Source organism: Micromonospora arida (genome assembly GCF_042873195.1).
GTDB classification, from domain to species: domain Bacteria; phylum Actinomycetota; class Actinomycetes; order Mycobacteriales; family Micromonosporaceae; genus Micromonospora; species Micromonospora arida.
Genome location: NZ_JBIALC010000001.1, coordinates 1,267,626 through 1,286,225 on the forward strand (window position 1 = coordinate 1,267,626; position 18,600 = coordinate 1,286,225).

General features: G+C 69.7%; 20 protein-coding genes. 7 read left to right on the forward strand and 13 right to left on the reverse strand.

Annotation, left to right across the window (positions count from 1 at the left end; translation table 11 throughout):
• Positions 1–53: 53 nt before the first annotated feature.
• The 4 genes from ACFYP0_RS05835 to ACFYP0_RS05850 all read right to left on the reverse strand — a co-directional run bounded on the left by ACFYP0_RS05835 (position 54) and on the right by ACFYP0_RS05850 (position 4,000).
• Complete coding sequence (locus ACFYP0_RS05835; RefSeq protein WP_386994625.1) at positions 54–977, reverse strand: peptidase inhibitor family I36 protein; 924 nt, start codon at positions 975–977, stop codon at positions 54–56.
• A 6-nt stretch (positions 978–983) separates the two neighbouring features.
• Positions 984–1,868 carry a peptidase inhibitor family I36 protein gene (locus tag ACFYP0_RS05840; RefSeq protein ID WP_386994626.1) on the reverse strand — a complete coding sequence of 295 codons (885 nt, stop codon included), beginning with the start codon at positions 1,866–1,868 and terminating at the stop codon, positions 984–986.
• A 32-nt stretch (positions 1,869–1,900) separates the two neighbouring features.
• Entirely contained in the window at positions 1,901–2,764 is an 864-nt protein-coding gene (locus tag ACFYP0_RS05845) for a peptidoglycan-binding domain-containing protein (RefSeq protein ID WP_386994628.1), read from the reverse strand.
• Between the two features lie 207 nt (positions 2,765–2,971).
• Positions 2,972–4,000, reverse strand: coding sequence for an NBR1-Ig-like domain-containing protein (locus tag ACFYP0_RS05850; protein WP_386994629.1), 1,029 nt, complete (start codon positions 3,998–4,000; stop codon positions 2,972–2,974).
• 137 nt (positions 4,001–4,137) lie between these two features.
• On the opposite strand from ACFYP0_RS05850, the gene ACFYP0_RS05855 reads away from it, so the two are divergent.
• The gene (locus ACFYP0_RS05855) at positions 4,138–4,554 is read left to right on the forward strand and encodes a hypothetical protein (protein ID WP_386994631.1); all 417 of its coding nucleotides are present in this window, start codon (positions 4,138–4,140) and stop codon (positions 4,552–4,554) included.
• 69 nt (positions 4,555–4,623) lie between these two features.
• Here ACFYP0_RS05855 and ACFYP0_RS05860 read toward each other — a convergent pair whose 3' ends face one another.
• From ACFYP0_RS05860 to ACFYP0_RS05875, 4 genes are all read right to left on the reverse strand, one after another.
• Complete coding sequence (locus ACFYP0_RS05860) at positions 4,624–6,657, reverse strand: hypothetical protein (RefSeq protein ID WP_386994633.1); 2,034 nt, start codon at positions 6,655–6,657, stop codon at positions 4,624–4,626.
• Between the two features lie 178 nt (positions 6,658–6,835).
• Positions 6,836–6,982 carry a hypothetical protein gene (locus ACFYP0_RS05865; RefSeq protein WP_167362386.1) on the reverse strand — a complete coding sequence of 49 codons (147 nt, stop codon included), beginning with the start codon at positions 6,980–6,982 and terminating at the stop codon, positions 6,836–6,838.
• A gap of 132 nt (positions 6,983–7,114) precedes the next feature.
• Entirely contained in the window at positions 7,115–7,756 is a 642-nt protein-coding gene (locus tag ACFYP0_RS05870; RefSeq protein ID WP_386994635.1) for a GNAT family N-acetyltransferase, read from the reverse strand.
• Positions 7,757–8,012: 256 nt separating this feature from the next.
• Positions 8,013–9,212 (reverse strand): cellulose-binding domain-containing protein, encoded by a 1,200-nt coding sequence (locus ACFYP0_RS05875; protein ID WP_386994639.1) that lies wholly within the window; start codon positions 9,210–9,212, stop codon positions 8,013–8,015.
• Between the two features lie 437 nt (positions 9,213–9,649).
• On the opposite strand from ACFYP0_RS05875, the gene ACFYP0_RS05880 reads away from it, so the two are divergent.
• Positions 9,650–10,036 (forward strand): YciI family protein, encoded by a 387-nt coding sequence (locus ACFYP0_RS05880; RefSeq protein ID WP_355496853.1) that lies wholly within the window; start codon positions 9,650–9,652, stop codon positions 10,034–10,036.
• The gene (locus ACFYP0_RS05885) at positions 10,036–11,250 is read left to right on the forward strand and encodes an RNA polymerase sigma factor (protein WP_356974804.1); all 1,215 of its coding nucleotides are present in this window, start codon (positions 10,036–10,038) and stop codon (positions 11,248–11,250) included. The genes ACFYP0_RS05880 and ACFYP0_RS05885 overlap by 1 nt, the downstream gene beginning before the upstream one ends.
• 58 nt (positions 11,251–11,308) lie before the next feature.
• On the opposite strand, the gene ACFYP0_RS05890 is transcribed toward ACFYP0_RS05885, so the two are convergent.
• A complete protein-coding gene (locus ACFYP0_RS05890; RefSeq protein ID WP_356974802.1) occupies positions 11,309–11,971 on the reverse strand; it encodes a tetratricopeptide repeat protein in 663 nt (220 codons plus the stop codon).
• 46 nt (positions 11,972–12,017) lie between these two features.
• Positions 12,018–12,158: a hypothetical protein gene (locus ACFYP0_RS05895; RefSeq protein ID WP_356974800.1), complete on the reverse strand. Its 141-nt coding sequence runs from the start codon at positions 12,156–12,158 to the stop codon at positions 12,018–12,020.
• Positions 12,159–12,217: 59 nt separating this feature from the next.
• Between ACFYP0_RS05895 and ACFYP0_RS05900 the strand changes: the two genes are divergently transcribed.
• Positions 12,218–12,571: a VOC family protein gene (locus ACFYP0_RS05900; RefSeq protein WP_356974798.1), complete on the forward strand. Its 354-nt coding sequence runs from the start codon at positions 12,218–12,220 to the stop codon at positions 12,569–12,571.
• 39 nt (positions 12,572–12,610) lie between these two features.
• Here ACFYP0_RS05900 and ACFYP0_RS05905 read toward each other — a convergent pair whose 3' ends face one another.
• Positions 12,611–13,087, reverse strand: a complete 477-nt coding sequence (locus ACFYP0_RS05905; RefSeq protein WP_244219165.1) for an RrF2 family transcriptional regulator — start codon at positions 13,085–13,087, stop codon at positions 12,611–12,613.
• A 111-nt stretch (positions 13,088–13,198) separates the two neighbouring features.
• Here ACFYP0_RS05905 and ACFYP0_RS05910 point away from each other — a divergent pair, with 111 nt between their 5' ends.
• The gene (locus ACFYP0_RS05910; protein ID WP_356974795.1) at positions 13,199–13,666 is read left to right on the forward strand and encodes a cupin domain-containing protein; all 468 of its coding nucleotides are present in this window, start codon (positions 13,199–13,201) and stop codon (positions 13,664–13,666) included.
• An 80-nt stretch (positions 13,667–13,746) separates the two neighbouring features.
• Here ACFYP0_RS05910 and ACFYP0_RS05915 read toward each other — a convergent pair whose 3' ends face one another.
• Positions 13,747–16,227 carry a M14 family zinc carboxypeptidase gene (locus ACFYP0_RS05915; RefSeq protein ID WP_356974793.1) on the reverse strand — a complete coding sequence of 827 codons (2,481 nt, stop codon included), beginning with the start codon at positions 16,225–16,227 and terminating at the stop codon, positions 13,747–13,749.
• A gap of 265 nt (positions 16,228–16,492) precedes the next feature.
• On the opposite strand from ACFYP0_RS05915, the gene ACFYP0_RS05920 reads away from it, so the two are divergent.
• Positions 16,493–17,020, forward strand: coding sequence for a hypothetical protein (locus ACFYP0_RS05920; RefSeq protein WP_356974791.1), 528 nt, complete (start codon positions 16,493–16,495; stop codon positions 17,018–17,020).
• Positions 17,017–17,481: a hypothetical protein gene (locus ACFYP0_RS05925; RefSeq protein WP_356974789.1), complete on the forward strand. Its 465-nt coding sequence runs from the start codon at positions 17,017–17,019 to the stop codon at positions 17,479–17,481. The genes ACFYP0_RS05920 and ACFYP0_RS05925 overlap by 4 nt, the downstream gene beginning before the upstream one ends.
• A 101-nt stretch (positions 17,482–17,582) precedes the next feature.
• Here ACFYP0_RS05925 and ACFYP0_RS05930 read toward each other — a convergent pair whose 3' ends face one another.
• Positions 17,583–18,536 (reverse strand): cyclase family protein, encoded by a 954-nt coding sequence (locus ACFYP0_RS05930; protein WP_356974787.1) that lies wholly within the window; start codon positions 18,534–18,536, stop codon positions 17,583–17,585.
• Positions 18,537–18,600: the final 64 nt, after the last annotated feature.

An 18,600-nucleotide genomic window follows, 5' to 3' on the forward strand; every position in this document is an offset into this window, starting at 1 on the left:
AGCGCGCCGCCCGCCGCAGAGCTGCGGCGGGCGGCGTCGGTTGGTGCCTTACTTCAGGAGAGCGCGATGTCGCGGTAGTAGTAGCGCAGGATCGCCTGGTAGTTCCTGCCCTCGTTGGCGAGGTCACGCGAGCCGTACTGCGACAGCCAGTCCCCGTCCACCCAGCCACCGCATGCGGTCGTCGTCGCGCAGTAGTGGGCCCGCAGGATGTTGCCGCTCCGGGTCATCCGGGCCGACCAGGTCCGGTCCACCGCCGCTGACGTCGACGACACTGCCGATGACGGCCGGTAGACCTGGTCGCCGGTGTCGTCCCGAACGTCGTAGCACTGCCCGCCGGACGTCTTCCGCGTCGAGTGCAGCGCCCAGTACCAGCCGTAGCTCTTGACGGCCATCGCACCGGCGTCCAGCGAGGCCGCCGGCCAGCTCGTCACCCACTCGTTCGGAAGAACGTTCTTGACGTACGTCTTGAAGTCGACCCGGTCGACCCGGCCGAGACCGACCCGGTAGACGAGGATGGTGCTCGGCAGCTTGCTGTTGGTGCCGTCGGTGCTACAGCCCGTCGGCCCGCTCACCAACTCGTGCGAGGCGTTGTTGTTCTTCAGCGTGGCGTTGAGGTTGCCCTTCGCGCCGGACGCGAAGTCCTGGCTCGCACCGGCGAAGTTGCTGTTGAACCAGACCCGCACGGTCTTGCCGGTGCGGTTCCACACCGACGCGGCGTTGTTCTTCACGCACAGGCCCTTGCCGCTGCCCGCGCCCTTGAAGTCGTAGCAGGTCGGTTGGGTCGTGCCGTAGTCGTCCAGTGAGTCGGTGAAGTCGGAGACCGATCCCGCCTGGTTGCTGTTGTAGTAGTAGCAGAACTCGCCGCTGTCGCAGGTTCCGTCCCGTGCCGCCGCCGCTGCCGGCGAGGCGACACTCAGGATGGAGGTGGACATGGCGAGGACGGCGCCGACGATGGCGAGGCCCTTGCGGATACTCATGGCGTCCTACTTCTCGTTGTAGCCCTGGGAGTTCCAGAACGCGGTCGGGTCGGCGTTGTCCAGGGTGGGGTCGCCGACGCTGACGGCCGCGTGGGTCTGCCGCCCGGCCCGGACCTCGACGTGGGTGTGCGCGCCCGAGCTGGAGGACACCCCGTGCCACGACTCATCGGCGATGATCTCGCCCTTGCTGATGGCGTCGCCCACGCTCACCCCGGACCTCGGCGCGGTGTGCAGGTAGATCACCGTCTTGTTGAGCGAGGAGTTGTAGACGGAGACCGTGGACAGGCCGCCGCTGCCGGTGGCGCCCCGCGCGACGTAGATGACCGTTCCGGAGACCAGGGCGCGCACGTCCGAGCCGACGCTGCGGGCGATGTCGATGCCCTCGTGCCGGCCGGGCGTGGTGGTGTAGCCGTCGAAGCCGCACGTGACAGTGCCGCCGCTGGCCTGGTACAGGGCGTACGACAGGTTCGTGCGGGTCGACGGCGAGAACTGGTGCGAGGCGTTGTTGTTCTTCAGCGTGGCGTTGAGGTTGGTCTTCGCGCCGGCCGCGAAGTCCTGGTAAGAACCGGCGTAGCCGCTGTTGTAGTAGACGCGTACGGTCTTGGTGCTGCGGTTCCAGACCGAGGCGGCCTCGTTCTTGATGCACAGGCCCTTGCCGGCGCCGGCGCCCTTGAAGTCGTAGCACGAGGGCTGCTCGGTGCCGTAGTCGTCGAGCGAGCCGGTGAAGTCCGAGACCGATCCCGCGTTGTCACTGTTGTAGTAGTAGCAGAACTCGCCGCTGTCGCAGACCCCGTCGCGGGCCGCCGCCGACGCTGGCGATGCGACGCTGAGGATCGAGGTGCTCGCGGCCAGCGCGACGCCGACGGCGGCGAGGCTCTTACGGATGTTCATGGTGTCCTTTCCAAAACGGTGAGGGGTGCGGGTCACTGCCCGCGCTGGTACTGCTCCCAGGTCCTGATCGGGACCTGGGGGCCGTCGTCCGGTCCCTGGTTGGCCAGGCCGTTCATGCCGAGGTGGTAGTCGCCGACCTGGTGCTGCGCCTGGCTGGACAGGTCCGTGTCGTTGATCGCCGTGGCGTGGATGTGCCACGGCCAGTCGCCCTGATTCGGGTTGCGGACCCAGGCCGCGAAGCCGACCTTGCGCAGCGCCCGGGCGACGGCGGTGCGCTTGGCCGCGGTCATGCCGGTGACAGCGATGTCCACCACACCCCCGCCGTCGTGCGTACCGGCCGAGGTGGGGTCGCCCCCGGGGTTGTACGAGCCCTGGTCGAGCACCAGGGTGTAGCCGAGCAGACGCTGCGCCTCGGCCAACATCGCCTGCGTACGGGCGTTGACGACGTACCCGTCACGCGGGACCTTCGCGCCCGGGCCGATCGTGTTGGCGACCGTGTAGCGGTTCTGCCCGAGTTTCGTCAGTGACGTCGTGCCGGGCAGCCCGTTCGCGGCCAGCCCCGTGTAGCCGAGCGAACGCTGGTAGGCGGCGTACGCCGAGACGGTCACGGTGCCGAAGTAACCGTCGACCCACTGCGCGTTGAGCAGTCCCTGCGCCTGCAACGCCTGCTCGACGGCGAGCACGGAGTTCTTCGCGCCCGGGGTCAGGGTGTTGTCGGCCCGGCGGGGGTCGATCTGGGCGGCCAGGACGGTGGCCTCCATGTCCACGACCGGCCGCGCGGCCGCGGTGACGGTTCGCTGCGCTGTGGCGCCGGATGTCGCGGCCCACGCGTGGGCCGGAACCCCGACGGCCACGCAGAGCGCGGCGAGCCCGACGGATAACCAGGGACGGCGCAAGGTCGATCCTCCTCGCAGTTGGTGAGTCGTTCGGAACGGACATCACCTTGCGAGAATCGGCCTGCTGTTCGGTACCCCCACTGTCTGTCAGATCCGTCAGGCCGTCGCCGACCTCGATGGATGTGCTGTTGTCAGCTTTGGTGGCACCCGGGACTGACATCGAGCGATCGCCGCTCTTACACCGGCCAGGGCAACCGGGGGGCGCACTCAGGCGGTGACGGTGACCATGAAATACACCGGCCGGCGGGTGGGGAAGAACTCCTGCCCGTTCTCGTCGACCATCTTCCAGCTCACCCAGCACTTCCCCGGGCGGCTCGGCGCGGTGACCTCAACACTGATCATCACCTGCTCGTCAGGTGGTGTGTCACCGATCGCCACCCGATCCGGCACCTGGCAACCGTCGGCGTCGGCGGTCGGGTTGGTCCGCGCCAGGAAACGGTTGTGCCAGGCGACCTTCCCCACGTTCTTGAGGGCCCACACCTTGACGAACTGGGAGTTCACCCGCACCCGGGTGCCGTCGGGAATGGTGACGTCGGCGATGAACTTGCTCGAGTCGCCGGGGATCAGCGCGTCCGAGAACGCCGACGCTGACGGCGACACGGGCGGTGTGGACGACGCCGCCACGGTGCCGGGGTCGTCCCGGGACGACCGGCCGCGGACGATGACGCCCAGCACGGCGACCATCGCCACCACCAGGACCACGGCGGCGGCGGCGAGCCACGGCAACCGGTGCCGCCGTCCCCTCGTGACGTCCTGGTCGGTCGGCGGATAGTCAGTGTTCCGCAGCGGGTTCTGCCGCTCCGGCGACGGCACGGTAACGACGGACACGACGGGCCCGTTCGTCTCCGGGGCGCGGGTCCCGGTGTCGGACTTCATTTCACCCGTGGTGATCTGGGTGTCGGCGCCGGTCGGGGAATCGGTGCTGGCCGGGGCGGTGTCGCCGTCTTCTGAACCGTAGGCGGACGCGGGACGCTGCGCGTCCTCCCAGCGACGCCGCCACTGGGCCTCGTCCGCCTCGCAGGCTCGGACGAACTCCCGGACCGTTTCCCAGGACGGGAACCTGGTGCCGGCTGCGGCCTCGTGCAGTGTGGTGTGTGAGATCCGGCCCGAGCGTCCGGCCATCTTCCGAAACGACGGGTCACCCACGCTGGTCCGTAAGGTCCGAAGCTGTTCGGCGAACCTCTCGGCCGCCTGTCTGTCCTGAAGCGACTGGGCGGCGGCACGCTGGTCCTTCATCACTCCCCCATGTCAGACGACGTCGTCAGGCGTTGTCAGAGCGTGTCAGAGGGTACCGAACGGGACAAGGCCGCCATCAATGTGGTGCATCGACGACACCGGGCGCCACGGTCCCGGTGCATTGAAGGAGGTCACCCATGAGGAACCTTTCCCGCCGCGGCGTACGCATCCTCGCGGCCGCCGGTCTCGCTGTGCCCGCGACGCTGGCGTTCGCCGGACCCGCGCACGCCGAGACCAACCCGCGCTGCGTCGACTCGGTCCAGATCGGCGCCACCGCGTACGTCACCGTCGGCGGTCAGACCGCGGCATCGGTCAAGCAGTACAAGGGCTGCGGCAAGAACTACGCCTACACGTACGTGTGGCAGCAGTACCGGGCCAGCCACGGCTCGTACCAGGTCTGCACCTCCATCGTCACCGGAAGCACGCTGCGCGACCTGCAGTGTTCCAGTGGTCCGGAGGTCTGGTCCCTGGGCGCGAACACGCTGTCGGTGTGCACCCGTGCCCTCGGCGGCATCTCGGACGTGGCGCAGAAGGAGACCGAGGTGCGCTGCTGACCCGACAGGGTCGACGTTTCCCGGCGGGGCGCTGACACGGCCAGCGCCCCGCTTCGTTCCGATCTAGCGTCAAGGGCAGGGCGTCCGCGCGCAAACGTCGACGACCTCGCCGGTGAGCAGGAAGACCGCCTTCTGTTTCTGGGCTCCGGCCTGGGCGCGGGGGAACTCGTGCGGATCGTCGCCGTACTCCGGCCCGGCCGGTGCGAGGTTGGTCGGCGGTGGCGCGTAGGCCGCGCCGCTGTTCCAGATCACGATCGCCGAGCCGTTGTACGGGTAGCGGCGGATCGGCGTGATGCCCCAGTACGGCCGCACATCCAGTGACCAGCCGTCGGCGAGCGCGGGGGTGTGCAGGCGCGCGCCGATGGTGCGCGCCTGCACCTCCGCCGCCGCCGGCGAGACCTGCTGGTCGCCGAAGGCCACGTGCATCAGCACCTGGTGCGCCGGGGTGCGCGGTAGTGGTCGGTCGGTCATGTGCTGGGCGTACCCGTTGGCCTCGGACCGGTCCCACAACATCTGCAGCAGCGCGAGGACCAGTTGTTGGTCGACCTTGTCCGGGTAGTAGCCGTCCAGCACGGTCTGGAACGGTGCGAAGTCCACGCTGCGTTGCAGCAGCGTGGAGTAGTTCATCGCCGGTACGCCGAGCACCGACCGGGTCCAGTCCTGGGCGATGGCGGTGAGCGCACCTCCGTTGATGCCGCCCTGGCTGTTGCCGTCGTAGTGCAGCCCGCCGACGCGATTGATCAGCGGCCGGGCGGTGGCGTCCCGGAACGCCGGGTGGGCGGCGAACCCCGCCGGGTGGATCATCGCGCGACCCAGGAAGAGGAAGTTCAGGAAGCTCTGCTGCAACCGGTCCGCCACCGCGGGGAAGACACTGAGGTTGGTGAAGGCGCTGGCCACGAAGGGAACGTCGGCGGCGGCCATGCCGATCCAGCTGGTAGCGCAGAAGGTGAAGTTGTGGGTGTTCGACATGGTCCTGACGTTGCCGGCATTGATCTCGGTTGGCCGGCCGAGCAGTCCGTGGCCGTAGAGCGAGAGGTGCGCCGGCCGCGCGGCCGAGGCACTGCGCGGAATGTTGCAGACGAAGTCCGCCGCCACCGTCGCGCCGGACGGCGTGGGCAGGGCGTTCGGCGTGGGCGGCGTCCCGGCGCCGCCGGCCGGCCCGTAGTGCAGGCGGGAGCCGGGCCCACCGTCGCCGGTCAGATAGGACGGTACGCCGATGGTGCCGCTGACCTGCCGGGCGATCAGCGGGTCCTGCTCCGGTGAATAGTCGGTCACCTGGGTGACGGTGACCGGCGGCGCGGCCCGGCCGAGGTCGGCGAAGGCGCCGTCCCGGACCGCCAACATCCGCCCGGTCAGCCCGTGCCGGCTGGCCACCGTGAAGTCCCAGGCCAGGTAGAGGCTGTGCCGCTTGACGCCGGTCCGGCTCAGCTCGGCGACGATCCGCCTCAGTTTCGGCCCCCGCGCGTCACGCTGTTTGAGGCCGGCACCGGTCAGGTACGCCGTGAACGCCTTCGGCGCCGGAATCAACGCCCCGTTGCCGTCCCGCAGACCGCGCAACCCGACGACGTAGCGGGTGCCCTCGGCCAGCGCCACCGCCGGCCGGATGATCAGCAGCTGCCGGTCGGGCTGGCCGGCGGCGTGCGCGTCCAACTCGGCCCAGTACGGCGTGCGCTCACCCGTCCGGGTGTTGAGCAGCACGATCGGCGCGTTCGGCGCCAGCGAGCGGCCGATGTCGGTGACCGGCGCGATCCCGCTCGCCGCGGCGTCGAGGCCGGGTACGCGCACCAGGATCGGTGAGCCTGGACTGAACCCGTCCTGCCGGTTCCACTCGGTCGGGTCGACCGGGGTTCCCTGCACGTTGGCGGGCATCGCGGCGGCGGGGAACCGCACCCGCTTGCCGGTGGGGCTGCTCCGGTCCGGCACGGTGAAGTAGTCGTTCGGGAACGGCAGCAGGCAGGCGGTCGGGTCGATCGGGTCGCAGGACGGGTGCCCGGTCGGTGCGGGAGTCGTTGGCGGTGCGGCAGGGGCCGCCGTGCCGAGCAGGACGGCGCCTGCTGTCACCAGCACGGACACGGCCAGACGGAGCCCTCTGGAGGTGGTCACAGGCATCTCCTTCGATGCTGTACGGCGGATCGATGAGTGGTGTTCTTCCTACGCTCGTGAAAGAAACTCAGCAAGCGATCCCCGACCCCGTGAGGGCAACAGGCTTGCGGCCGGTGGCTGGCAGCCCATCACGCTCTGGCTGCCGGCCACCGGCCGCAAACGACGACTCACGGGAAGGTCAGTCGGTGATCACCGGCCAGGCGTAGGCGAGCAGGGCACAGGCGGCACCCAGAAGCGCGAGCGAGACACCCCTCGTGGGCAGCGGCAGAGCAGCGAGCACGATCAGGATGACGGCGACGATGTAGAGAAATGCCTGGACCGACATGGTGCTCTCCTCGATCAGGGGTAGCGGGCGGCTGACGTCATCCGCGAGATGCCCTCGGGCGTGATCTCGGAAACCCTCCTGCCGATCACGGTTCGGCCCACAGTGGCACGTGCGGCTCCCCCGGTGGAGTGCCTACGCCTGGAGAAGAAGCGCCTCGGCGCCCACCGGTCGGAAGCCCGCCGCCTGGAAGGCGCGCACACTGCGCGCGTTGCCGGCGGCCTGCTGGGCCCAGATCGGCTGGCCGTCGGGCACCAGATGGCGGGCGGCCGTCGCCAGCGCCCTTCCCAGACCCCGGTGGCGACACTCGTCGTCGACCTCTATCGCTGCCTCCCAACGACCGGCTACCCCGCGGCCGAGCACGACCACCCCACCCTCGGCGGCCCAGACGCGGATGTCGTCACGACGCCGACGTGCCCTGACCTCTCGAGGGTGATCGGCGTCCGCCAGCTCAGCCAGGTGCAATGGAGGTGGCCCGTCAAGGCTGCCCGCCACGGTCAGCAGGTCGATCGTGTCCATGGAGCGCCGGGTGCGGTCGAGCAGCGCCCCCAGGAAACGCGGATTCATCGTGGCCGCCAGGGAGTCGCAGTCGACAGTCGCCAGCGTACGGCGTACCCACTGGGGGTCTTCGTCGGTGAACACGACCGAATGCCCGGTGAAGGCGATGACTCCGGCATCGCGGCGGCTTGGCTGTGGCACCACTGTGGTCCCGCCGTCCGATGGCGGGAAGTGCCCGTGCGCCGCCGCGTCCAGGATGTCGGTCAACGTGCGGTCCATGATCGCCTCTCCCTCGGTCTCCGACCGCCCAGCTGCCGAGGGTGGACGCGGCGATTGGCCTCCCGCCCCTTGCCACGGCGCGGGCAGACAGTGTTCAGACATCCTCCCGGGTGAGGTGAGCAGCTGTGGGCCCGCCGTATCGTGAAGAAGGATCAATGACGATCAAGGGTGTGACCCGGCTTCCGGGTCACACCCTTGACACATTCACTGATCTGGATGGGCACCGCTCACGGTCCCCGGCCACGACCTCCGAGGGTCAGCAGCCGATCCGGCTGGACCCCAGCGCGACGTCGTCGTACCAGAGGGTGTCGGCCCCGCCGCCGTAGCTCTCCCAGCCCAGCTTCAGGTCGGTGAGCTGCGGCCGCCAGGTGCGGTTGTACCACTGGCCGTCGATGTCGTGCGTCGGCGCGCCGTCCGCGGTCAGCCCGGCGACGGCGGTGCCGTCCACCCAGGTACGCAGCTGACCGGCCGCGCCGTCCACCATGAACTCGACGCAGGTCCACCGGTTGGTGGGCAATGGCAGGCTCTGCGCCACCCCGGCCGGGCTCTGCTCGGGCAGGGTCGCGTCGTCGGAGGCGCGGTTCCACTGCAACGCGCCGTTCTGGCCACCCAACCGCAGGTCCTTGTTGCCGTCGGCGGCGTCGGCCATCGCCATCATCGTGGTGTGTTCGGTGGGTTGGCCGGTGGTGTGCCGGACCCAGACCCGGCCGTATCGGACGTTGCCCACGCTGCCGAGGTTCTTCGTGGACCTGATGAAGACGTGGTTGCAGTACCCGGCGGCGCCGTTGATCCGAACCGACCGGCTGCCGCTGTGCGTGGTCGCCGTGTCGATGGTGGCGGTACCCGCGCCGGAGCAGTCCGGGCTCACCACGGCCCAGTCACCGGACGGCGTCGAACCGGTCTGGCCCTCGAAGCCGTCGCAGAGCACCGCTCCGGCACACCCGGTCGGCGGCTCGGTGGTGGGCGGCGGGGTGGTCGGCGGCGGGGTGGTGGGTGGCGGCGTCGTCGGCGGCGGAGTGGTCGGCGGCGGGGTGGCGCCGTTGCACGGCACGCCGTTCAGGCTGAACCCGGTCGGCGCGCCACCGCTGGAGCCGTACGTGCCCTGCAACCCGAACTCGGTGGAGCCGCCGGCCGGGATACTGCCGTTGTACGACGCGTTGCGAGCGGTCACCGTCGCGCCGGACTGGCTGACCGTGGCGTTCCAGCCGTTGGTGACCCGCTCGTCCCCGGCGTACGTCCAGGTGACGGTCCAACTGGAGACGGCCGCGTCTCCCGGGGAGACCTTGACGGTGGCGGTGAATCCGCCGGGCCACTGGTTGGGCGTGTAGTCGACCCGGCAGCCCTGGGCGGCTGCGGCCGGGCCGGTGAGCAGGGCCGCTCCGGTGGTGGTCGCGGCGGCGGCCAGCGCGGCGACGACCACCAGGGTCGCGGCGGGGCGGGCACGGAAAATCGTCATGAAGGGTCCTTCTGCCATCGAGCTGAGCGGAGGCGGCACGGCGGCGCGTCCTGGACGGACGCGGCGCGACAACGTGCCCTGGATGCGGCGCGGCGGTGCGCCACAGCGACCGGTCGCGCGTACGACCGAAATGCCCGGCTCGGGGGTGGACCTGTCAGTCGCCGACGGTCCGGTCCCCCGGACCCCGGCGGCGCCCACCCTCAATCTATTGACGAACGCCTATTGAATCAAGCGTCGGCGGCGCTCCCCCGCCGCGTCGATCATGCAGTTTCAGTTGTCGACATAGGCGGGATGCCCCTTATGCCGGGACAGCAAGTGCAAGATCGCGGAGCAGGGACAGGGAAAGAATGGTCCGGGCTCGTGTCGATCCGTGGGCCGCCCGTTCGACGTGGGGATGCTGGGGCCGGGAGACGGCCCCGTCGGATGAGGAGAACGCGATGTCGAAGTACATGTTGATCATGCGGGGCACCGATGAGACGAACGCGGCCATGATGGCCAACCTCGACGAGATGATGGCCACCACCCGCCAGTTCATCGAGGACATGATGAAAGCCGACGTTCTCGTCGCGGCCGAAGGGCTGGACGATCCGCGCCAGGGCGTCGTGGTCGACTTCGGTGGCGAGGCACCGGTGGTCACCGACGGTCCGTACGGCGAGACCAGGGAATTGTTCGGCGGCTACTTCCTGCTCGATGTCGCCACGAAACAGGAGGCGGTCGAATGGGCCAGGCGGGTCCCGGCGGTCCGCGGGTCCAAGATCGAGGTCCGGCGGGTGGCCGAGGCCGACGAGGTCCCGCAGGGCGGCGAGAGCAACGGCCAGGTCTGATGGGTACGGCCGACGTCGAGGCCGTCTGGCGGATCGAGTCGGCGCGGATCGTGGCCGCGCTGACCCGGTTCACCGGTGACTTCGGGCTGGCCGAGGACGCCGCCCAGGAGGCGGTGGCCGAGGCGCTGGTGTCCTGGCCACGTGCCTCTCCGGCCAATCCGGCTGGGTGGCTGATGGCCACGGCCCGGCGGCGGGCGATCGACGCGATCCGCCGCCGGGTCGCCCTCCACGAGCGATACGCCCTGTTGGCGGCCGATCCCGCGCTCGATCAGGAGATCGACCCCGACCGGATCGACGACGATGTGCTGGCGCTGATGTTCGTCAGCTGCCACCCGGTGCTCTCCCGCGAGGCGCGGGTGGCGCTGACCCTGCGGGTGGTCGGCGGCCTGTCCACCGAGGAGATCGCCCGTGCGTTCCTGGTGCCGGTGCCGACCGTGCAGGCCCGCATCACCCGGGGCAAGAAGGCGATCGCGACGGCCGGAGTGCCGTTCGAGCTGCCGCCGGCCGGCGAGCGCCGGGAGCGGCTGGGCGGTGTGCTCAGCGTCCTCTACGTGATCTTCACGGAGGGGTCGACGGCCACGTCGGGCGACCGGCTGCTGCGCCTCGACGTGGCGTACGAGGCGATCCGGCTGGCCCGCACACTTGCCGCGCTACAGCCGGACGAGCCGGAGGTGCACGGCCTGCTCGCGCTGTGCGAGCTGACGGCCGCGCGCTTCCCGGCCCGGACCGACCCGGACGGCACCCCGATCCTCCTTGAGGACCAGGACCGCCGGCTGTGGGACTTCCCGGCGATCCGCCGTGGGCTGGCCGCACTGGCCAGGGCATCGCAGCGCGGCCTCGGCCCCTACGGTCTACAGGCCGCGATCGCGGCAACGCACGCGTCGGCACCCTCGGTCGAGGAGACCGACTGGGCTCGGATCGTCCGGCTCTACGAGACTCTCGGCCGGGTCGCGCCCTCGCCGGTGGTCGAACTCAACCGGGCCGTCGCCGTCGCCATGACCTCGGGTCCGGCGCCAGCCCTGGCCATCGTGGACGAGCTGATCGCCTCCAACCGGCTCCCCGGGTCACACCTCGTCCCGACCGTACGCGGCGAGCTGCTGACCCGCCTCGGCCGGCTTCCGGAGGCGCGCGCCGAGTTGGAACTGGCCGCCCGGCTCTGCGCCAATCAGCGCGAACGCGCGGTGCTGCTCGGCAAGGCGGCCGCGCTGAGCTGACTGCTCCAGCACCGCCGACCGAACCCCGAAGGCCGCTCGCCCGCCCGTGGTCGCAGGCTCAGATCTGCGTTCTCGCCTGCTCGATGTGCCGGGCGATGGCGTGCGCGCCGTGCGTACGTGCGATGACGTGCGCCTCGTCGAGGATGGCGAGGGCGTCCGCTCCGCGGTCCTGGGCGGCGGCGATGTAAGCCAGCCCGACCAGGTTGGAGGCCACGCCCGCCAGCGCTCCGACCTCCCGGCGCAGCCGGGTCGACTCCTCAAGCCGCTCGCGCGCCTCGTCCAGCCGGCCGGCGGCGTGCGCCGCGATGCCCAAATGCCGGAGCGCCTCCGACCGGGTCGGCTTGTCGCCGGTCTGCGCCGCGAGCCGGCAGGACCGCTCCAGGTACGGAACCGCGGTTTCGTCGTCACGTCGGATGAACTGGTGCAGACAACCAATCCAGAACAACGCCTCGGCCTCCCCGCGCGGGTCCCCCAGCGCCCGGTACAGCTCGAGCGCACGCTCGAACAGCGGCAGCTCGGCGGGATCCTCGGTAGGCGACGAGCCGGCGTCGGCGGGCGCGCTCTGAAACCGGGCGTGCAGGATCATCCCCCGCGCCAACGCCGCATCGGCCTCGACGGCGTGCAGACCCTGCTCGGCGCCTCTCAGCCCGCTGGCGTCGCCGCCGAACACCGCCCGTTCATAGATCTCTCGGGCCCGTACGATCCGATCGTCGGTGCTCATCCTCGCCCCCCGCTGGCATCGCCGCTACCGTCCTAGGCCCGGCAGCCTAATCGGCAGACGCGTCCACGGCCCGGTCGAGTCGGGCGTCATCGGCTGCCCCGAGGATCAGGATCAGCTCGTAGAACCCGCCGGTCCAGTTCTCGGCATCGCTCATGTCGTCGGCTGCCACCGCGTCAGGATCCGCCATGGCGAATGCTGTGTCAGGCGGATAATCAGGGACCTCAGACATCCGAGCTGGAGGTTCGCATGCGCGTCATCCGCATTCTGCCCAACCTTCCGGTGGCTGACGTCAGCGCCGCGAAGGGCTTCTACACCGACTTTCTCGGTTTGAGCGCCGAGGCATTCAACCTGGGTTGGGTGGCCCGCTACACCTCGCGCGACCCCGACGTGGCCGTGCAGCTCGTCTCCGGCGACGCGACCGCACCCGAGGACTCGGTCATCAGCGTGCAGGTGGATGACGTGGACGGCGCATATGTCGAGGCACAGCGGCTCGGCTACGAGATCGTGCACCCGCTGACCACCGAGCCGTGGGGTGTGCGCAGGTTCTTCGTCCGCGCTCCGGACGGCAATGTCATCAACGTGGCGGCTCACCGCACCTGAGGTGATCTCGACAATTCTGACCGCGGGCCGGACCACGGCCTAGCGCAGTTCCACGATCCTGGCGCGGGTGTTGGCTGGTGCTTCGGGGTGCCCGCGCTCGACGTCGGCCCGGACGTCGGCAACGGTCTTACCGGCCAACTCCCGCCGCCAGGCCAGGTCGGCGCCGCGCATGGCCTGGGCGAACGCGCAAGACTGTCGATAGTCGACGCCCGCGTGCTCGCCCGGGCCCTTGCGGAGGATCTGGTCGCACTGGAACAGCTCCTCGGGGCCTTCGATCGCGGCCACGATGTCCAGCAGGGAGACCTCCGCCGGGGTGCGGGCGAGCTGAAAGCCCCCGCGCGGCCCCGAGGTCGACGTCAGGATTCCGGCTCGGACGAGGGCCTGGAGCTGCTTGTTCAGGTACGCCGGCGGTAGCTCGTAGAAGGCGGCGAGGGTGCTGGTCGGCACCGGCGCGTCCAGCCAGCTCAGGTTGAGGCACGTGTGGAGGGCCCATTCGACACCCTGACTCATCCGCATGTTCCTGGACTCTACCTGTCCAGGATTTGGGACGTCGGTCATGAACGGTGGCGTCGCCTTATTCTGGACATCTAATGTCTAGGAATCGTTTGAACGACGAAGGAGCCGACAATGACTTTGGTACGCGCAGCCCAGGCCGAGGTTCTCGACAGCGACCCGGCCAGCGTGATCACGCTGCTCCTCGACCCCGAGCACACCGGCGGCGCCCTGACCAGCAACCGCACCCTGCTCAAGCACGGCAGCGACGGTGCTCCGCCACACCTGCACACCCAGTCCGGCGAGCTGTTCTTCATCCTCGACGGCGCCCTCGACATGCTCGTCGACGACAAGGTGCGCACCCTGCGCAAGGGAGACACGCTGTTCGTTCCGCCCCGCACCCGGCACGCCTTCGCCCCCGCCGACGGCCAGGATGCCGACTTCCTCGTCGTGATCACCCCTGGCAAGCCCCGGTTCGACTACTACCGACTGCTCGACAAGGTGCACCAGGGCGAAGCCACCTGGCAGGACGTCGCCGAGACCCAGGACCGTTACGACAACCACTACGTGGACAGCCCGTTGTGGGCCGGCCGACGAGGCTGACCGGCGCGACCTGTTCGTGCAGAAGTCGCCCCGTCGGCGCGGGTGGTCCGCACCGACAGGGCAACGATTGCCGTGGGGCGCTACCTCTTGGCGATCTTGATCGTCGCGGTGCGGTAGTTGTTGCGCTTGTCGTTCTTCGTCGGGTCGTAGTTCTTCTCGATGTTGCCGGCGCTGTCGACCGAGAACCAGCGGAACGTCGTCGTCTCGGTCACGTGGAACACCTGCCCTGGCTCACGGAACTCGGTCGCCGCGTAGCGGGGCGACTCGAGCGTGGGCCGGCTGCCATCGGTCGTGTAGTAGATGGTGGCCGGCTCGCTGGTCTCGAAGTGCACGTCGACAGGCCCGGAGTAGCGACCCGCACCGGGGACCAGCTGGGACGTCGGGTTCTTGTTGTCCCTGCCCCAGTCCGCCGCGACCCGGAACATCTCCATGATCCCGTTGGCGTACTCCATCGTCTCGGCGTGGCCACTGACGAGCTCGGGGTTCCCGTCCCACTCCGGCTGGAACGAACCGCCCTGCCAGTCGCCGGTGGCCGGGTTGTAGACGGAGCCGCCGACCTCCCAGCCGAACGCGTAGATCCCGTAGGTGTGGTACAGGTCCTCGCGTACGTTGCCCGCCGAGGAGTAGAGGACGTCGGACGAGCCGCCGACGTTCTCCGGCGTGACGACAGTTTCCCGGTGCGCCTTGACCTGCGACAGGATCCGGGCGGCGGACTGCCAGTAGAACGCCTCGTCACCCAGTGGCGGACGCGGCGTGGTGATCCGGCCGTCCGCGATGTAGGCGCCGGGCTGCCAGAAGAGCTGGCCGCCGTTGGAGTGCACCGACATCATGAACTTGATGTTCTTGTACTTCTCGACCAGCCAGATGATGTTCTTCGACTCGGGCTCGGACAGCTCCCCCGGCCCCTGGTAGGTGCCACTGACGCAGTTGGTCGACCCTCCCGCGTAGCCGTCGTGGCCCGACCCGACCCGGTAGCTCCGGTTCAGGTCGACGCCCCAGGAGTTCCGCTGCGCCGGATCGGCGCTCGCGTCCGGGCAGTGGTTCGTCATGTTCTTACGCTGCGAGGCGAAGTTGTAGAAGCTGTAGTTCGCCCCGTCGGGGTTGTTGGACAGGATGAAGAAGACGTCGGTGTTCTCGACGATCTTCTTCGTCTCCCGGTCGGACCGGTAGTTGTGCACCAGACGTTCGGCCGACTCCAGGCTGGTCGTCGCCGGCACCCACTCGCGGGCGTGGTCCTGCGCCTGGATGAGGACACCAGGCTTCTTACCGTCACGGTGCTTGCCGATCCGCAGGACCGGGATCGTCGCGGGGCCGCGCGGCACCTCGCCCTCCGGTGCCCCGACGCGCTTCTGGTCGAGGAAGTCGGTCAGCGCGACCGGGCCGGCCGTCGGAGCGACGATGCCGGTGCCCTCGTTGGTGCGGTACGGGTGCGCCCGGTCGATGAGCCCCGCAGAGCGGGTCCGCAGCGCCTCGGCCACCTCGGCGGCCGTGCTCGTCGGCGCACCCGAGGCGTCCGTGGCGAGCAGGACACGAACCGCCTTGCCGGTGACCTCCACCGCGAGCGGAAGGTTCGCGTCGGGCCGGTCCACGAAGTCCACTGTGATGTCGTTGCCGCCCTGGTGACCCCACGCCGCCGAGGTGACGACGACCGCCGCCTGCCCCGTACCACCGATCTGGGCCTGCGCCTTGCGTTGGTACCCGTTCGTCTGGTTCGGCAGGTAGACGATCTCGGCGATGTCCGGGTACTGACGGGCGATCTCCATGGCACGGCTGTAGAGCTGCTGCGGGTGCCGGTAGCCGTCCACGAAGTCCGACTTGTAGGACGGGTTCGCCGTCAGCGGCGGCGGGGCGTCCTCGAGCCAGTTCGAGACGACGCCGGTCGCGACGCCACCGGTGGAACTCGTCAGCTTGATCTTGTTGGGGCGTACGTCGAGCTTGAAAAGGTTCCGGTGGAACATGTACTGCCCCGAGTCGACGAACCGGCTCATCGTCCGGGCGAAGCCGAACGGCGTGCCCTTCCCCGAGTCGTTCTCCAACTGCATCCCTACGATCGGGTCCGCCTGCTGCCCCTCGGTGGTCCGCGCCTCGACGTAGAGGAAGCCCTGACCCTTTGTGGTGAACCAGTCGGCGCGAACCACGCGTACCGTCGCGTCGTGGCTGGCCGGCTGGGCCGCCCGCGCGCTGGCCGCGCCGATGCCAATGCCACCGTCGGCCTCGTGGCTCCAGGCGAAGCCCGCGTCGTCACCGAGCAGCTCGACGCCCATCGCCGTGAGTTCGGTGGCCTGCTCGGCGGTCACCACCGCTTCGCCCTCGATGCCGTTCGGCACGCGCCGGAGGCCATGTTCGAGGTCGAAGCCGGCCGCGGCCACCTTGTCCAGCATGTCCGCGCCGGTCAGCCTGACGTGTACGAGGCGTACCGACTCACGATCCTCAGGCTGGAATCGGCTGCTGGCAGCCGACGCCCCCGTGGGATCCGCGCCCGCAGGGCCGGTCGTCACGAGGATGCTACCCACCAGGGTGGACAGCGCGAGTAGCGCGATGCGCCGTTGTGATCGCCGCATTCCCCCTCCTTCTGCCTACGACGGGTGATTGCCGGCGGACCGGTCCGGTGAGCGTATGTGCGTTCGCGGCTCCAGTGGCTGACCTCGATCGAATTTGAGCATTCCTTGAGGCGACCGTCGCCGGCCCCGCACCGCCCGCGTCCGTACCCCGGATGGCCTGTCCCCCGGCAGAGGGAGTGCTTCCCCCATCTGTCGGGGAGGAGAGCTGATACGCAGCCGGCGATCGTAGACACGGCCATGACCGCCTCCCCGGATCGGAGCGTCCATGAACCTCGCTGACTCTGCCCACGTCTCGACCGCCGCCCCGCCGCCCTGGGCGATCTGGGCCGCCTACGCCGTCCCGCTCTGCGTCCTGCCGTCCGCGATCTGGCGCCTGTCGTTGGTGTTCACCGACGATGCCGTCACGCAGTGGTACATGATCTTCTTATCCGCCCTGTCGATGGGACTGGCCCTGTTGACACTCGGGCTGGTGCACAGGTGGGGACAACGATTTCCGCACTGGCTACCCCGCGTTGGAGGCCGCCGCATACCCGCGCGTCCGGTCGTGCGCGTCGCGCTGATCGGCGGCTGGTCGCTCGTCGCCATCTGCGTCTACTTCCTCCTGAACCAGAGGTTCCACTTCGTGCAGAGCACCTGGGTAGGCATCGGCGACGACGAACCGGTGCACCCGGCTCCCGGCTGGGAGGTGCTCCGCTACTACGCGCCGATGCTCGGGTGGGGACCGCTCGTCATCGCCGTGGCGGCCGACTACGGCCGGCGCGCAGCCAATGTTCGAAGAATGGAGAAGCCATGACGATCCGCGGGTTGCTTGTCGCCGTACTCAGCGGGGCCGTGGTGCTCGTCGGTGCCCCGGGATCGGCGCGGGCCGACGACCAGGACCCACCCGAGGTTCCGGCCACGCCGGGTGCGTGGATCGCCGGCATCGGCGGCTTCGTCTACGACGAGCCGGGGACAGTCGGTCATCAGATCCGGTTTGGCGTCCTGGGCTGGGTCGACCGCCACGGGACAGGCCACGGCGTGTTCCGTTTCCGGCACGCGCTGCCCGACGGGAGCATGGTGAGCGAGGGGCACGCCGAGGTGACGCGCATCAGCGTGGTGGGCGACACCGCACTGGTGACCGCCGTCGTCCCGGAAGGCGGCAGCCCGATGGTCAACCACGTCTTCATTCTGCGGAGGCAGCGGCTTCTTCCTGGGGTGGCTCGCCCTCGCCACCGCCTACCGGGACGAGGATCTCGGCCAGTGGCTCGCCTCTGACGACGGGTACGCCGACGAGATCCTGACCCGACCGTCCTGGAGCTGAGCTGAGCTGAGCAACGCCGCGGCAAGCCCCCGCCGCGGCGCGTACGCCTTCCCGGTCAGAACGTCGCGATCGGGTTGACCGGGCTGCCTGACGTGCCGGCGAAGCGGACCGGTGCGACCGCCAGGTGAAAGTCCCACTGGCCAAGCTCGGCCGCCGTCGCCGCGCATGCCTCCAGGTCGCAGTTGTCGAGCATCCACAGGCCCATCGCGACGAGGCTCACGGCGTGGACCGGCATCAACACGTCGTCGTACCCCGACGGCTGAACGTCCTGGGGGGTGTCGGCGCCGATCAGCGCCACCTCCCGTTCGTGCAGCCACGGCAGGCAGGACGCGTGCCAGCCCGCCTGCGTGAAGCCGCTGGCCGCACCGTTCTCGTGCCGGAAACGGCCGTAGCCGGTCCGCAGGAGCACCGCGTCGCCGGGTTGCACCTGCACCCCCTGGCGACGCTCAGTCTCCTCGAGATCGTCGGGATGCACGCCCTCCCCCGGCTCCAGCCACGGCACGCCGCGGGCCGCGGCAACGTCGAGCAGGACACCACGCGTGATGATCCCGTTCGCGGCCGCCGTGACGGCCGCCCACGCCGAGCCCGTCGCGGCGTCGACCAACGAGTGCGACCGCCCGTTGTACATCGTGCCGTCCCAGTAGATGTGGCACGGTGAGTCGAGGTGGGTGAGGGTGTTGCCGTGGAACGAGATGCCGAGCCGCTCGGACGAGAAGCCCCAGCGCCGGTCGGCGTGGAAGGCGGGCGGCATGTTCTCCGCACCCGGCATGTCGGCGGTGCACGGGCACGTCGTCGTCGACCGCTCCATGCCTTCCGGTGCGACGACCTCCCACGCGCAGGACACACTCCTGCCGTGCCGCACGGCCCGCGCCGCCGCGAGCCGGACGTCGTCGGTGATGTGGTTCAGCGTTCCGAGTTCGTCGTCGTCGCCCCACCGCCCCCAGTTGGACAGCGTGTCGAAGTATCCGAGCACTTCGTCCTGGGTCGGCGTCGGTCGCCCTGCCGTCATGTCAGCATCGACTCCTCTGGTCACGCGGTGTCGAGGCACCGCAGGTCAGGGTAGCCGGCCGCTT

What these genes read in the sequence shown, in the direction of transcription:
- ACFYP0_RS05835 (WP_386994625.1), bottom strand. Translation starts at nt 977, where the DNA reads ATGAGTATCCGCAAGGGCCTCGCCATCGTCGGCGCCGTCCTCGCCATG.
- ACFYP0_RS05840 (WP_386994626.1), bottom strand. Translation starts at nt 1,868, where the DNA reads ATGAACATCCGTAAGAGCCTCGCCGCCGTCGGCGTCGCGCTGGCCGCG.
- ACFYP0_RS05850 (WP_386994629.1), bottom strand. Translation starts at nt 4,000, where the DNA reads ATGAAGGACCAGCGTGCCGCCGCCCAGTCGCTTCAGGACAGACAGGCG.
- ACFYP0_RS05855 (WP_386994631.1), top strand. Translation starts at nt 4,138, where the DNA reads ATGAGGAACCTTTCCCGCCGCGGCGTACGCATCCTCGCGGCCGCCGGT.
- ACFYP0_RS05865 (WP_167362386.1), bottom strand. Translation starts at nt 6,982, where the DNA reads ATGTCGGTCCAGGCATTTCTCTACATCGTCGCCGTCATCCTGATCGTG.
- ACFYP0_RS05870 (WP_386994635.1), bottom strand. Translation starts at nt 7,756, where the DNA reads ATGGACCGCACGTTGACCGACATCCTGGACGCGGCGGCGCACGGGCAC.
- ACFYP0_RS05875 (WP_386994639.1), bottom strand. Translation starts at nt 9,212, where the DNA reads ATGACGATTTTCCGTGCCCGCCCCGCCGCGACCCTGGTGGTCGTCGCC.
- ACFYP0_RS05880 (WP_355496853.1), top strand. Translation starts at nt 9,650, where the DNA reads ATGTCGAAGTACATGTTGATCATGCGGGGCACCGATGAGACGAACGCG.
- ACFYP0_RS05885 (WP_356974804.1), top strand. Translation starts at nt 10,036, where the DNA reads ATGGGTACGGCCGACGTCGAGGCCGTCTGGCGGATCGAGTCGGCGCGG.
- ACFYP0_RS05890 (WP_356974802.1), bottom strand. Translation starts at nt 11,971, where the DNA reads ATGAGCACCGACGATCGGATCGTACGGGCCCGAGAGATCTATGAACGG.
- ACFYP0_RS05895 (WP_356974800.1), bottom strand. Translation starts at nt 12,158, where the DNA reads ATGGCGGATCCTGACGCGGTGGCAGCCGACGACATGAGCGATGCCGAG.
- ACFYP0_RS05900 (WP_356974798.1), top strand. Translation starts at nt 12,218, where the DNA reads ATGCGCGTCATCCGCATTCTGCCCAACCTTCCGGTGGCTGACGTCAGC.
- ACFYP0_RS05905 (WP_244219165.1), bottom strand. Translation starts at nt 13,087, where the DNA reads ATGCGGATGAGTCAGGGTGTCGAATGGGCCCTCCACACGTGCCTCAAC.
- ACFYP0_RS05910 (WP_356974795.1), top strand. Translation starts at nt 13,199, where the DNA reads ATGACTTTGGTACGCGCAGCCCAGGCCGAGGTTCTCGACAGCGACCCG.
- ACFYP0_RS05915 (WP_356974793.1), bottom strand. Translation starts at nt 16,227, where the DNA reads ATGCGGCGATCACAACGGCGCATCGCGCTACTCGCGCTGTCCACCCTG.
- ACFYP0_RS05920 (WP_356974791.1), top strand. Translation starts at nt 16,493, where the DNA reads ATGAACCTCGCTGACTCTGCCCACGTCTCGACCGCCGCCCCGCCGCCC.
- ACFYP0_RS05925 (WP_356974789.1), top strand. Translation starts at nt 17,017, where the DNA reads ATGACGATCCGCGGGTTGCTTGTCGCCGTACTCAGCGGGGCCGTGGTG.
- ACFYP0_RS05930 (WP_356974787.1), bottom strand. Translation starts at nt 18,536, where the DNA reads ATGACGGCAGGGCGACCGACGCCGACCCAGGACGAAGTGCTCGGATAC.